Annotated in this window: 14 protein-coding genes and 1 riboswitch; all 14 genes read left to right on the top strand. The window is 34.0% G+C overall.

Features of this window, described 5'->3' with window-relative positions:
* Nucleotides 1-77: 77 nt before the first annotated feature.
* The 14 genes from xerD (at nucleotide 78) to ABS916_RS01015 (ending at nucleotide 14,217) form a co-directional block, all read left to right on the top strand.
* A complete protein-coding gene (gene xerD / locus ABS916_RS01080) occupies nucleotides 78-968 on the top strand; it encodes a site-specific tyrosine recombinase XerD (protein ID WP_350450158.1) in 891 nt (296 codons plus the stop codon).
* A 92-nt stretch (nucleotides 969-1,060) separates the two neighbouring features.
* Nucleotides 1,061-2,230: a phosphopentomutase gene (deoB, locus tag ABS916_RS01075; protein WP_350450157.1), complete on the top strand. Its 1,170-nt coding sequence runs from the start codon at nucleotides 1,061-1,063 to the stop codon at nucleotides 2,228-2,230.
* A 23-nt stretch (nucleotides 2,231-2,253) separates the two neighbouring features.
* Nucleotides 2,254-3,075 (top strand): purine-nucleoside phosphorylase, encoded by an 822-nt coding sequence (locus ABS916_RS01070; RefSeq protein WP_350450156.1) that lies wholly within the window; start codon nucleotides 2,254-2,256, stop codon nucleotides 3,073-3,075.
* Nucleotides 3,076-3,284: 209 nt separating this feature from the next.
* Nucleotides 3,285-4,598 carry a diaminopimelate decarboxylase gene (gene lysA, locus ABS916_RS01065; protein WP_350450155.1) on the top strand — a complete coding sequence of 438 codons (1,314 nt, stop codon included), beginning with the start codon at nucleotides 3,285-3,287 and terminating at the stop codon, nucleotides 4,596-4,598.
* A gap of 52 nt (nucleotides 4,599-4,650) precedes the next feature.
* Nucleotides 4,651-5,058, top strand: coding sequence for a GNAT family N-acetyltransferase (locus tag ABS916_RS01060; RefSeq protein ID WP_350450154.1), 408 nt, complete (start codon nucleotides 4,651-4,653; stop codon nucleotides 5,056-5,058).
* Nucleotides 5,059-5,832 carry a segregation/condensation protein A gene (locus ABS916_RS01055; protein WP_350450153.1) on the top strand — a complete coding sequence of 258 codons (774 nt, stop codon included), beginning with the start codon at nucleotides 5,059-5,061 and terminating at the stop codon, nucleotides 5,830-5,832.
* 1 nt (nucleotide 5,833) lies between these two features.
* Nucleotides 5,834-6,406 (top strand): SMC-Scp complex subunit ScpB, encoded by a 573-nt coding sequence (gene scpB / locus ABS916_RS01050; protein ID WP_350450152.1) that lies wholly within the window; start codon nucleotides 5,834-5,836, stop codon nucleotides 6,404-6,406.
* A gap of 32 nt (nucleotides 6,407-6,438) precedes the next feature.
* Nucleotides 6,439-7,170: a pseudouridine synthase gene (locus ABS916_RS01045; protein ID WP_350450151.1), complete on the top strand. Its 732-nt coding sequence runs from the start codon at nucleotides 6,439-6,441 to the stop codon at nucleotides 7,168-7,170.
* 222 nt (nucleotides 7,171-7,392) lie between these two features.
* Complete coding sequence (locus ABS916_RS01040; protein ID WP_350450150.1) at nucleotides 7,393-8,118, top strand: response regulator transcription factor; 726 nt, start codon at nucleotides 7,393-7,395, stop codon at nucleotides 8,116-8,118.
* An 8-nt stretch (nucleotides 8,119-8,126) separates the two neighbouring features.
* Nucleotides 8,127-9,923, top strand: coding sequence for a sensor histidine kinase (locus ABS916_RS01035; RefSeq protein WP_350450149.1), 1,797 nt, complete (start codon nucleotides 8,127-8,129; stop codon nucleotides 9,921-9,923).
* A 77-nt stretch (nucleotides 9,924-10,000) separates the two neighbouring features.
* Nucleotides 10,001-10,124, top strand: a riboswitch (FMN riboswitch).
* A gap of 136 nt (nucleotides 10,125-10,260) precedes the next feature.
* Nucleotides 10,261-10,842 carry an ECF transporter S component gene (locus ABS916_RS01030; RefSeq protein ID WP_350450148.1) on the top strand — a complete coding sequence of 194 codons (582 nt, stop codon included), beginning with the start codon at nucleotides 10,261-10,263 and terminating at the stop codon, nucleotides 10,840-10,842.
* A gap of 184 nt (nucleotides 10,843-11,026) precedes the next feature.
* On the top strand, nucleotides 11,027-12,097 hold the full coding sequence (locus tag ABS916_RS01025) for a YpbB family protein (protein ID WP_350450147.1): 1,071 nt from the start codon (nucleotides 11,027-11,029) through the stop codon (nucleotides 12,095-12,097).
* Nucleotides 12,090-13,535, top strand: coding sequence for a RecQ family ATP-dependent DNA helicase (locus ABS916_RS01020; protein WP_350450146.1), 1,446 nt, complete (start codon nucleotides 12,090-12,092; stop codon nucleotides 13,533-13,535). The genes ABS916_RS01025 and ABS916_RS01020 overlap by 8 nt, the downstream gene beginning before the upstream one ends.
* 64 nt (nucleotides 13,536-13,599) lie before the next feature.
* A complete protein-coding gene (locus tag ABS916_RS01015) occupies nucleotides 13,600-14,217 on the top strand; it encodes a LysM peptidoglycan-binding domain-containing protein (protein ID WP_035022655.1) in 618 nt (205 codons plus the stop codon).
* Nucleotides 14,218-14,267: the final 50 nt, after the last annotated feature.

Below are 14,267 nucleotides of genomic sequence, written 5' to 3'. Positions count from 1 at the left end.
GCAGTTCACAAAGTGTTCTTGCCTTCTTTTTGTATGTTACTCAATGTAGTATGTTTAATGTGATAGAGGTGAAGAAATTGAAGGAAGATATAGAAGAATATATACGGTTTCTTACAATCGAACGAGGTCTTTCAAAAAATACAATTGAAAGCTATAAAAGAGATATCAGACAATACTTGGTATTTATTGAACAAATTAAGGTAACTGAATGGAATCAAATTGATCGGTATACTGTGTTGTCATTTTTGCAGGATTTAAAGGAGAAAGAAAAATCAGCAGGTACGATTATTCGAATGATTTCTTGCCTAAGACAATTTCATCAGTTTTTAAAACAGGAACAAATAGCCCAAAGTGATCCGATGCTACATATCGACACACCAAAGAAAGCACAAAAATTACCAAAAGTATTATCGATTAAAGAAGTAGATCGTTTAATAGAAACTCCGAATACAGGAGAGACTCTAGGATTAAGAGATCGGGCAATGCTTGAAGTAATGTATGCAACTGGTTTGCGCGTTTCTGAATTAACAGAATTAAAATTAGATGATTTGCATTTATCACTTGGATTAATTCAAACAATTGGTAAGGGGGATAAAGAACGAATCATTCCTTTAGGAGATCTGGCAATCACATGGATTGAAAAATATTTGCGCTATAGTCGGACAAAGTTAGAAAAAGAAGGTCAGCGTTCACCGTACTTATTTCTAAACCACCATGGGCGCAAACTAACCAGACAAGGCGTATGGAAAAACTTGAAAATAATCGTCAAAAAAGCTGGGATTGAAAAAGAAGTGACACCTCATACCTTACGTCATTCTTTTGCGACACATCTATTAGAAAATGGAGCTGATTTAAGAGTGGTGCAAGAGTTGTTGGGTCATTCAGATATCTCCACAACTCAAATATATACGCATATTACCAAACAAAGGATGTCAAGCGTTTACAAAACCTATCATCCCAGAGCTTAAAAAATAAAGTATTCAGAGTTTTACTCGCTTTCTTGTATACTTTTTACTATAATGAAACTGTAGAAACCTATTATTAGGAGGATGAAGAACGAATGTCATATAAAAGAGTGCATTTAATCGTTATGGATTCAGTTGGTATTGGTGAAGCGCCTGATGCTGATAAATTTAATGATTTAGGAAGCGATACTTTAGGTCATATTGCGCAAGAGGCTGGTTTGACAATACCTCATCTAGAACAATTAGGGCTTGGAAATATTAAGCCGTTGAAAGATGTTCGCAGTGTGTCAGATAGTCTAGGGTATTATACTAAATTAGAAGAAGTATCAGTAGGTAAAGATACGATGACTGGACATTGGGAAATTATGGGGCTGAACATTCAAACTCCCTTCCGTGTTTTCCCAGAAGGTTTTCCAAATGATTTATTAAAAAAAATAGAGGACTTTTCTGGCCGTAAAATTGTTGGAAACAAACCAGCAAGTGGGACAGCTATCCTTGATGAATATGGACAGCACCAATTAGAAACAGGAGATCTGATTATCTATACTTCAGCAGATCCTGTGTTACAAATTGCAGCTCATGAAGAAGTTATTCCCTTAGAAGAGTTATACCGTATTTGTCAATTTGTAAGAGATATTACAAAAGAGGATCCTTACATGATTGGTAGAATTATTGCTCGCCCGTATATTGGGGAACCGGGTAATTTCTCAAGAACAAGTGGACGTCATGACTATGCGTTAGATCCTTTTGGAAAAACCGTCTTAAATCATTTAAGCGAAGCTGGGAAAGAAGTAATCGCAATTGGTAAAATCAATGACATTTATAATGGAAAAGGTATTACTGATTCTGTACGTACGGAAGACAATATGGATGGTGTGGACAAATTATTGACCGTTATGGACAAAGATTTTGAAGGTCTTAGCTTCTTAAATCTTGTTGATTTTGATGCCAAGTTTGGACATCGTCGTGATGTTGCTGGCTATGGTCAAGCAATAGATGAGTTTGATAATCGAATTGATGAAATCGTTGGGAAATTAAAAGAAGACGATTTATTATTAATTACAGCTGACCACGGAAATGATCCGACAGCTCCTGGAACAGATCATACAAGAGAATATGTTCCTTTATTAGCATATTCCCCTTCTATGAAAGGGCACGGAGAAATTCCTCAAGGACATTTTGCTGATATTGGAGCAACTATTGCAGAAAACTTCACTGTTCAAGATACTGGTTTTGGGGAAAGTTTCTTAAAGGAATTAAACTAAAAAAGAATTAATGGAGGACGGTTATGACTACCGCATTGTTAAATAAAATAAATGAAGCAAAAAATTATATCCTAGAAAAAGGCGTTCAAGATATCGAAATCGGCTTAATTTTAGGATCAGGATTAGGTGAATTGGGCGACGAAGTTGAAAACGCAATTGCGATTTCTTACAGTACAATTCCTCATTTTCCCGTTTCAACTGTTGAAGGTCATGCTGGACAGTTAGTATATGGAACACTTGGTGGTAAAAAAGTATTAGCTATGCAAGGACGTTTTCATTTTTATGAAGGCTATTCTTTAGAAGAAGTAACTTTTCCGATACGTGTAATGAAAGCTTTAGGTATTCATTCTCTAATCGTTACAAATGCAGCAGGTGGAGTTAATGCTGACTTTACACCTGGGGAATTAATGATGATTACAGATCAAATTAACTATACAGGTGTAAATCCTTTAATTGGACCAAATGATGCCTCTATGGGGCCACGCTTTACGGATATGAGCCATGCTTACGATGTAGTGTATCAAGAAACTGTCCGTTCTGTAGCAAAAGATATGAATATCGACTTAAAAGAAGGTGTTTATATCGGTTTTTCTGGACCTACTTACGAAACACCTGCAGAGATAAGAATGGTTCGTCTTTTCGGAGCCGATGCAGTAGGGATGTCAACCGTTCCAGAAGTTATAGTAGCAAAACACGCTGATATGAGAGTAATCGGTATTTCATGCATCACTAACTTAGCAGCAGGTATGCAAGCTCAATTAAATCATGAAGAAGTTGTTGAAACTACTCAACGTGTTAAACATACATTTAAAGCACTTGTAAAAAATATCCTTTCAGAAATGTAATCAGACAAATACAAAGAGAAACTGTGAAAAGCTATGGTTTATTAGCCATAATTTTAATCAGTTTCTCTTTTGTTCATCTCTTAAGCAAGTTAAAGAATGAGGCAATGCAGGCTTATTCAAGGTACAAGCCTACATTGAGAAATGCTTTTTTTTGTGTTAAAGTAAGTAAAGCAAAAAACAAGAGAAATTGAAATGAGGATAGTCGATTAATGGATGAAAGATTACTAACAGGCACAATGAGAATGAATGAAGCTAACCATTTAGAAATTGGCGGTGTAGACACAGTTTCATTGGTTGAAAAATATGGAACACCAGTCTACGTATACGATATTTCTCAAATGAAATACAAAGCACGGACATTCAAAAAAGCTTTTCAAGATCGTAACATCAAAGCTCAAGTTGCCTATGCCAGTAAAGCATTTTCTTGTTTGGCAGTCTATCAGTTGATGGCAAAAGAAGAAATGTCATTAGATGTTGTTTCTGGTGGAGAGTTATTTACAGCTATCCAAGCAGAATACCCAAATAAAAAAATCCATTTTCATGGGAACAATAAGTCAGATTCAGAAATTATTGCAGCTTTGGATTATGACATTGGTTGTTTTGTTGTCGATAATTTTTATGAATTAAGTAAATTGAATGAATATACTAAACAGCGCCAACAAAAAGTGTCTATTCTATTAAGGGTAACTCCTGGAGTTGAAGCTCATACTCATGAATACATTACTACTGGACAGACCGATTCTAAATTTGGATTTGATCTGGAAAATGGTCAGGCGCAGCAAGCTTTAAAAATGTCTTTGGAAATGCCTTATATCGATGTAATGGGTTTGCATTGTCATATCGGTTCACAGATTTTTGAAACAGACGGTTTTAGTCTAGCGGTTGATAAATTAATGATACAGTCAAAAGAATGGCAAGTATTGTTTGACTTTCAATTGCGTGTTTTAAACGTTGGTGGAGGTTTTGGTATTAGATATACATCTGAAGATGAGCCGTTGCCAATTGAAGATTATATAAATAACTTAATTGATGAAGTTCAGTCTGTTTCAGAAAAAATTCAATTGCCAATGCCTGAAATTTGGATTGAACCAGGTCGTAGTCTAGTAGGGGATGCAGGGATCACTTTATATCAAGTCGGTTCGCAAAAAAAGATACCAGATGTTCGAAACTACCTAGCCATTGATGGTGGTATGACGGATAACATCAGACCTGCCTTATACGATGCGAAATATACGGGAGTTTTGGCGAATCGTGTAGCAGATACAGTAGAAGAAACTTACTCTATTGCTGGGAAATGTTGTGAGTCTGGCGATATGCTAATTTGGGATTTGCCACTGCCAAAAGCAGATGCCACTGATATTTTAGCTGTTTTTAGTACTGGTGCTTATGGTTATGCAATGGCAAGCAATTATAACCGTATTCCAAGACCACCCGTAGTATTTGTTGAAAATGGAAAAGATTTTTTGGCTATTAAGCGAGAAAGTTATGCAGACTTAATGAGATTAGATTGCTCTCTTTATTAATAGATATGCGCTAATAGTTAGTATTGCATGCTTAAAGCGCTAGGAGGAAATTATGTTACTCGATTACAAAAATGATTATGAAAAAATTTCAATGGGATTGCTCTCATTCGTTCCAGATTTAAAAGACGTTTCACGTTTGCAAGACGAAATGGATTGGTATCAAAGTAAAGAAGATCGTAAACTTTATTTATGGAAAAGTGAGGACACTCAGGATATCATAGCTGTAGTAGGCGTAGAAATTGGAAACGAAATGATATTGTTAAGACATATCTCAATCAATCCCTCATTTAGAAATGAAGGGATTAGTTATAAAATGTTAGAAGCTTTAGAACGTCGTTTTCTACCAAAAAAAATACTGGGAACATTAGAAACGTCCACTTTAGTTGCTAAGTGGGAGCAAGAAAAAAGTAAACGGAACCAACAACAGTTCTCAGTAGCTGATGAAAAAGGCGAGGATTAAATGTCATCTGATATAAATATAAAAATTGATGCATTTGAAGGGCCGCTAGACCTATTGTTGCACTTGATCAAACATTTAGAAATCGATGTTTACGATATCCCAATTGCTGATGTAACGTCACAATATTTGAATTACATTCGAGCAATGAAAGTATTGCAGCTAGATGTTGCGGGCGATTATTTAGTTATGGCCGCTACATTAATGGCTATAAAAAGTAAACTTCTGTTACCCAAACAGGAAATCGATGCAGATCAAGAAGATGAAGGATTTTATGATTCTGGTGAAGATCCCCGAGATGCCTTAGTAGAGCAATTGTTAGAATATCGAAAATTCAAATCAGCAGCCGCTTTGTTAAAAGTAAAAGAAGAAGAACGAAGTTATTACTTTTCTAAAGAGCCCGCTAATTTAGAGTTGTTACAAGAAAAGGTTCCTCTTGAACCTCTTCAAATCAGTACATTTGATTTAGTAGCTGCTTTTCAAGAAATGTTTAATAAGAAAATGAAAAAGGTCCCTTTACAAACAAAAATTAAAGCTGAAGAGACTTCAATTAATGAAAAAATGGATTTTATCATGGGAAAACTGAGAAATGTAAAAGCTAATCAAGGGGTTTTGTTTGCAGGTTTTTTTGAAAAACCAACAAAAAATGAGATGGTAACGACCTTTATGGCTTTACTTGAACTCATCAAGGAAAAAGATATTTACATTCAACAAGAAATAACCTATGGAGATATTATTGTCTATCCATCAGAAACAGAAGAAATAGGTGATGAGTAGTATGGATGAATTAGCAGTAATTGAAGCACTTCTTTTTGTAGCTGGAGATGAGGGGATGACACTAGAGGAAATCTCAACTCTTTTAGAGTGTTCAACTCAACAAGCCTATCAATTTTTAATGCGACTTCAAAAAGAGTATGAAACGATGACTGCCAGAGGGTTGATGTTGCTGGAAGTTGGAAATCACTATCAACTAGCGACTAAAAAAGAGTATGCAGATGTCATAAAAAAATATGCTATTTCGCCTTTGACCACTAATCTTTCACAAGCAGCACTAGAAACACTTGCCATTATAGCCTATAAGCAGCCTTTGACTCGGATGGAGATTGATGAGATACGAGGAGTACAAACAAGCGGAGCACTGCAAAAACTCACGCTTAGAGGATTGATTGAACCAAAGGGTCGAGCAGAAGGTCCTGGAAGAGCTATTTTATATGGAACTTCGGGCTACTTTATGGATTATTTTGGTCTTAAAGATTTAAATGATCTACCAAAGATAACCGAATTAGAAACTGAGACTAGTGAAAAAGAGTCAGATTTATTTTTTGAACGTTTTAATCAGCAGTTTGAATAAGAATAAAAATAGAGTTGTATGAAGGAGAAATTATGGAAAGATTGCAAAAAGTTTTGGCTCATGCCGGAGTAGCTTCTCGTCGTAAATCAGAGGAACTTATTTCTAAAGGACATGTTAAAGTAAATGGAAAAGTTGTTAAGGAAATGGGAATTCAAATTGGGAATTCTGATGTAGTAGAAGTAGACGGCGTTCCAATTTATAGAGAAGAACCAGTTTATTTTTTATTAAATAAACCTAGAAATATGATCACAGCCGTTTCAGATGATAAGGGACGACCTGTAGTAACGGATTTATTTGCTAATATCGAACAACGAATTTATCCAGTTGGTCGATTAGACTATGACACAACCGGGGCATTGATGTTAACAAATGATGGAGAACTTTCCCAATTATTGATGCATCCTAAGCATCAAATAGATAAAACGTATGTTGCTAAAGTAAAAGGTTTAGTTGATAGAAAAGCACTGAATAAACTTGAAAAAGGTATCGTTGTTGAAGGCAAAAAAACCGCACCAGCTAAAGCTAAGATCCTTTCATCTGATCGAGCAAAAGACATCACTATGGTGGAATTAACCATACATGAAGGTCGCAATAGACAAGTGAAAAATATGTTTCAAGCTATTGGACATCCGGTAGAAAAATTAAAAAGAGAATCTTATGGTACATTGACGTTGGATGGATTACAACCAGGCGAATGGCGTGAATTAAAGACGTTTGAAATCTATCAATTGCGTAATTCAGCAATTCAAGAAGAAAATAATTAAACGAGTAAAGAGCTTGAATGAAAAATCAAGCTCTTTTTTTATAGACAAATAACATTTTAGCTTTTTATTTTTTTAGAATACGTACTCTCTTTTGAGAACGTTTTAATATTTTAACAAGGAATCATGTCAATTAGTTGAATCTTGTAACAAATGTTGTGTATACTAATATCAGACTAAATTTCTGTATGTAAGTGTAAAGGAAAATGATGAGGTGGAAATATAATGGAAAATGATGCAATGCATCTATTAGTAGTAGATGACGAAGATCGTATTCGTAGACTATTAAAAATGTATTTAGAAAGAGAAAATTATGTCATTTTTGAAGCAGATAATGGTGAAGATGCCGTTAAGATGGCTTTAGAAAATGATTACGATTTAATTTTGCTAGATTTGATGCTTCCTAAAATGGATGGTATCCAAGTAGCTGAGAAAATACGAGAAACTAAAAATACTCCAATCATGATGTTGACCGCTAAAGGGGAAGAAGTTAGCCGGATAGAGGGATTCGAAGTTGGGGCAGATGATTATATTGTAAAACCTTTCAGTCCACGAGAAGTCGTTTTAAGAGTATCGGCTATTCTAAAAAGAACCCAAAGTGGAAAACCAAAAGAAAAAGCAAACCCGGATCTAATTAAAATGCCTCATTTCGAAATAGACGATCAATCTCATCGTGTCTTGGCAGATGGGAACCCAGTCAATCTAACTCCTAAAGAATATGATTTATTGTTGTATCTGGCACAATCTCCAGATCAAATTTTTGGAAGAGAGCAACTTTTGCGTGAAGTATGGAAGTATGAGTTTTTTGGTGATTTAAGAACGGTCGATACACATATTAAGCGCTTAAGAGAAAAATTAACGAAGCATTCTGAACCGGCTGCAAAAATGATTGTGACCGTATGGGGTCTAGGATATAAATTTAATTCTTTTCCTGAAGAATCAGAAAAGTAGGTTAGAATATGTTTAAATTAAATAGCCTTGTAACCCGTACTTGGGTAGTAACGATGTTAGCTATAGGTTTTTGTTTTTTTACCTCAACTCAAGTATATGGAATGATTTATAAAAAAAATATTGAAGAAAACTATATAAAAGATTTTGAGAGTTCAATGGATGCTATTGCAACCATGTCTGATGAAGATCCAAATTTTTTAATAGAAAATTTGGATAAAATAAGATCTTTTAATTCCCACCTTTTTTTGATCATTCAACAAGAGAATGAACCTATAGCGTATTCTTCGAACGTTGATCTGGATCAACAATTAAAAGCTATTGAAAAAGTTGCAGCCACTAGTCAAGTGAACGCTGCATTAAATAGTGGTAAAGACGCTTTAATTACGGATGAAGTAAAATTTGACGGAGAATTAGAAACTCCTTTTATTATGAAAATTCATCATTTTAACCTTAATAATCAAGATGGTCAACTGTACATTTATGGAGATTTATCTTTTTTAAATAAAACCAATAATAGAATGGCGATGTGGTCAGTTGCGAGCTTGATTCTTTATATCATGATAGGAATTTTATTGTTTTATTACTTCCAACGCAGATTAGGCCATCCTTTAACTCAATTAAGAGATATTGCTTATGATTATGCTAAAAATGATTTTTCAAAGCAAACGCAATCGAATTACAAAGATGAGTTAGCTCAATTAGCGCTTGCTATGAATAAAATGGGTAAATCATTGGAAGTAACCGGAGCGGCAACTAGACAAGAAAAAGAATTGTTGGAAAATATTGTGACGTCCATCTCAACTGGAGTATTGTATTACAATCAGGATAAAACATTGTTGATGTCTAATCCACTTGGAGATGAATACCTGCAACATTTGTATAGATCAGATCAAGTAATGAAAACAGTCATTCCTGAAGTATTAGAATATCGAATTGATACTGTTATTAGGTTTCCTGAAAAAGTAAGTTATGAAAATAGTATTGATGATTACTATTACAATATAACGTTGATACCACTTTTTGATGAAAATTTAGAAAGTGTTCGTGGCGTACTGGTTTCTATTCAGAACATTACTAAAGAAAAACGTCTTGATATTATGAGAAATGATTTTATTAATAATATTTCTCATGAATTAAGAACACCTTTAGTTATGATTCAAGGCTACAGTGAAGCTATTCTAGATGATGTTGCCGAAACGCAAGAAGAGAAAAAAGAAATGGCTAAGATAATTGGTGAAGAATCTATTCGAATGAACCGTATGGTTAATGAAATGCTTGATAGTTCAAGAATGGAAGCTGGCTTTATAAGTTTAATTAAGCTGGATGTTCAGTTAGACGACTTTTTCAATAAATTATTTACACGATTTGCTACGATGTCTGAAAAAAATAATATTGAAATGAAATTGACGATTGACCCTAATTTAGATTCTTATTATATGGATGAAGATAAAATGAATCAAGTATTTGTAAATTTGATCAATAATGCTATTAGACATACTAGTTTGTCTGATAAAGAACATAAAAAAGTTGAAATTTGGGTTCATTTGGATAGAATCATGGATGAGGTTCTAATCGAAGTAAAGGATAACGGAACAGGAATTTCTGAAGAAGATGTCCCTTATGTTTTTGATCGTTTTTATAAAGCTGATAAATCACGTACTGTAATGAAAGGCAATAAAACAGGAACGGGTATCGGCTTGTCCATTGTTAAAAATATTATAGAAGCACATGGTGGCTTTGTCGAAGTGAAAAGTGTTGTGCATGAACACACTGCTTTTATTGTTCATTTACCCTATATTGATTAATTCACGAATAAAAAGTAAGTAACCATTGATTTTTCTTTTATTATGGTATACAATCAAGATGTTAAAAAAATATAAAGATTCGTCTTCAGGGGCAGGGTGAAATTCCCGACCGGTGGTATAGTCCACGAGCTAAATAGCATTATTTAGTTGAACTGGTTTAATTCCAGTACCGACAGTAAAGTCTGAATAAAGAAGATGGAGTTTATTTGAATAGGTCTCATTGTTCAAGTGCTCTGTTTAGTTATCTGAAGATAATTAGGACGAGCATTTTTATATTGTTTTTATTTAAATAGACTCAGTAATGCCTATGCTGATGAATCCTTTTAGGAGGATTTTTATGCAAACTAGTAATACGAAAAAAATGGTGGGAATCTCCATGTTGGCTGCTTTTGCGACCATTTTGATTTCATTTGGTTTTCCAATAATTCCAGGAGTCACTTTTCTTAAAGTAGACTTTAGTGATATACCTGTTTTGATTGGAATGTTTTTATACGGTCCGGTTGGAGGCGTAATGGTGGCGTTTATACGTTCTTTACTTCATTATATCCAAACGGGCGGTGACGCAGGATATCCTATTGGGGATACTGCAAGCTTCATAGCTTCTGTCGCTTACACATTGCCAATTTATTTAATCATGAAGGCTAAAATTCATGATACGAAAAATATTGTGTTTGCAAATGTGATTGGAACTGCATCTTTAACGGTTGTTCTATCCGTTGTAAATTATTTATTTTTACTTCCTTTATACTTAAAAGTATTAAACTTTAGTGTAGGGCCTATTAGAGAGTATCTTTTAATGGGTGTTATACCATTTAATATAATAAAAGGAGCAATAGTTAGCACAGTATTTATCTTACTTTTTGGAAAATTAAAAACTTGGTTGCTTCGTAACCAGATGACAAAAATCAGTTTTAAATAAAAAAAAGAAACCGCAAAAAATTGCGGTTTCTTTTTTTATTTAACCTTATATACACTCCTGATTAATATTTATTAAAATTTATAAAAGAATACCCTAAAATTAGTTATTTTTGGTATATTAGATTTAATGAGGTATCAGTATTGCTGTTACTTTTGTTAAAGTATTTGAAATGAGGGTGAATGTCTTGGATCAATCGTTATACAGTCAATTTTTCTGTCTGTCATTATACTCAAAAGACTATCCAATTAAGCCTTCAACGTTATACCATATCTTAACTGGAAAAAGAACCGCTTCGATTTTATTCAAAGCGCATACGTACCAATTAACAAAGTTTTTTTCAATTTTTCCTAATTTAAAACGAGAGCAGTATAATCAGATGATTCAAAAGTTCATTGCTAGAGGTTGGATCAAAGCAAACGGTGTGAGTGAGGAATTTTATCTTTCTGAACAAGGAAAGGCAGAAGTAGAGGTCTATTTTTCTGAACATTTTTATCCCCAACGTTTAAATCAATTGCTAAATGGAAAAGCTACTAAGGAATTTTGGAAGAAAATAGTGTTTTTGACCCAAGTTCTTTCGGAATTGCGCTATCAAAATAAACGTTACTTGCCTCTTGATAAGGAATGGAAAAACCAACTTTGGGTAAAAAATTGGTTGAAAAATAGACCATTAGATAAACAAGAACTTGCTCTATCTTTTGGAAAAGAATGGATTCAAGTGTTAGCTAATTTGGATTCATTTTCTGCAGAAATAGTGGTATCGCAATTAACTGGACATGAAAAATTTGGAAAAACGATCACTCAATTAGCTTCTATGTATAAAATTGAAGCGTTAGAAATAGCTTTTTTACTTCAAAATGTTACTATTCAATTAATGGATCAAATCGTTCGTAAAAAAGAAATCTATCCTTTATTTTATTTGATTTATCAAGAATGTATTGGAGATCCTTACAGTAGTCTAAGCCAAAGTACAAAATTGACCGCTTATTATTTAGACAAAGGTCTTTCTATAGAAAATATTGCACTAAAAAGGAATTTAAAGGCGAATACTATTTCAGAACACGTTATTGAATTAGCTATTATTTTTTCGGATTTCGATGTTTCTAATGTAATACCTGACACCGATTATCAGCGTTTAATTACAGTATTTCAGTCTAACGAAAAAATTACCTATGAGGAATTAGAAAAAGAGATGCCACATGTTCCTTTTTCATGGTACAGATTGATCCAAGTTGAAAGGAGTCGTGCCGATGAATAATAAAGAGCTCATCAAACAAAATTTAGAGAAATATTTTGGGTACACCTCTTTTAGAAACGGACAAAAAGAAGCTGTTTTAGCAGCTTTGGAGGGAAGGCACACCTTAGTTATGCTGCCAACAGGTACAGGGAAATCAATTTGTTACCAATTAACAGGTTATTGTTTGAATGGACTTGTAGTGATTGTTTCGCCTCTACTGTCATTAATGCAAGATCAAGTAGAACAGTTGAAACTGAATGGTGAGAAAAGAGTCGCAGCTATCAATAGTTTGATGGATGTACAGGAAAAAGAATGGGTTCTAAAACATTTATCTCAGTATAAATTTATTTTTCTTTCACCTGAGATGCTTCAACAGGAATATGTGATGGCGTATTTGAAAAAAGTCCCAATTGGTCTTTTTGCCATTGATGAAGCCCATTGTATCTCTCAGTGGGGATTGGATTTTAGACCTGATTACTTAGATTTAGGAATGGTTCGTAAACAACTAAACTTCCCGTTAACCATGGCGTTAACCGCTACAGCTACAAAACGTGTACGAGAAGAAATTTTAACGTCACTTCATATCGATGATGAAAACACAAAGAAAATTGTTTATTCAGTTGATCGTTCAAACATTGCTTTTTCTACTATTATCTGTGACCGAGATAAGAATCAACACCTGATGAATCAAATTGAGAAATTGAAAAAACCAGGAATTATCTATTTTTCTAGTAAGAAAACAGCCGATGAAATTGCTGAATTGATTCGATCTAAAACAACCATTGTTGCAGAAAGTTACCACTCTGATATAGAATCAGAAGATAAGATTAAAATACAACAGCAGTTTGTTCATGATGAAATTGATATTATTTGTGCGACAAGCGCATTTGGAATGGGTATCAATAAAAGCAATATTCGATTTGTTATTCATTATCATCTTCCCGGCAGTCCCGAAGCGTATTTGCAAGAAGTCGGAAGATGTGGCAGAGATGGAAAACCCAGTCTAGCTCTATTGCTATACGAAAAAGGAGACAGTATGATTCAATTTCGTTTGCAAGAAGATACATTACCGACAGTTGAGATGTTGGAATACGGGTATAAAAAAGGCGTGATTCCAGAAGGTAGTTGTAGTCCTTCCCAAAAGCAACTATTAGAAAACTATTTAAAATCTAATTTATCTATTGAAATAGCTAAGCAGCAAATAAAAAGTAGAATTGTATACAAACAGCAGCAATTGTATTACATGATCGATTATGCGGAAACTTCTAGTTGCAAACGACGTTTTCTCTTGCATTATTTTGAGGAAAAATTAGAGAGCAAACCAGATAGTTGTTGTTCTAATTGCAATCTTGAGATTACTGATTATTATGGTGAATCTGATTTGAAACAAAAAATAAGTTCTCAAAATGAAAAAAACTGGGAAGAAACCTTGAATGCATTATTTTTAATTGGAAAATAATAGGACAATTCTATATAAAAATGATACAATAATAGCGAGTTTAGTTTAGGAGGAGTACTAAAATATGAGTAAAAGAAATTCTAAAAATAACCCTAAAAAAGAAAATGCATGGAATCGTAAATTTGATGATGACGATAGTTTAGTGGATGATAAATATTCTAGAACAGCAAGGAAAAAAGCGAAGAAAAGTGTACACCCTGTTATAACATCGTTGGTTATTTTCTTACTATTGATTATTATTTTACCGAGTGTTGCTTATCTTTGGTGGTCTAATGTAGACTCCGATAGTAGTAAAAAACAGAACGAAACGGAAGAAAGAATGACCATAACACAAAATAGCAGTAGTGAATCAAGTAGCTCAGAAGAATCGGTTTCTGAGTCGGAATCTGAATCAGAAATTACATCTGAAAGTATAGAAGAAGAGTCATCTGAAAGTGAAGTTGTACCACCAGAAGAGCCTGAATCGCAAGTGGCAGAACAGCCTGTAATTGAGGAGCCTGAAAGTGTAGAAGAACCAGAGTCTGAAGTGGTAGAAGAAACAACCAATACTTATACTGTACAACCTGGGGATAACCTTTACCGTATTGCTTTGAATCACAACATGACAACAGATGAACTGAAAGCATTAAATGGTATAGCTGGCGATTCAGTTAGTGTCGGAACAGTCTTGAAAGTTAAGTAAACGTTCTTTAGAGTTGGATTTTTTATAATTGACAGAAGGCTAGGGTTAAC

Origin of the sequence: Carnobacterium sp. (assembly GCF_040274945.1) — a bacterium.
GTDB lineage: Bacteria > Bacillota > Bacilli > Lactobacillales > Carnobacteriaceae > Carnobacterium_B.
The sequence above is the reverse complement of the archived record's forward strand: the minus strand, read 5'-3'. Positions and strand labels throughout refer to the sequence as shown.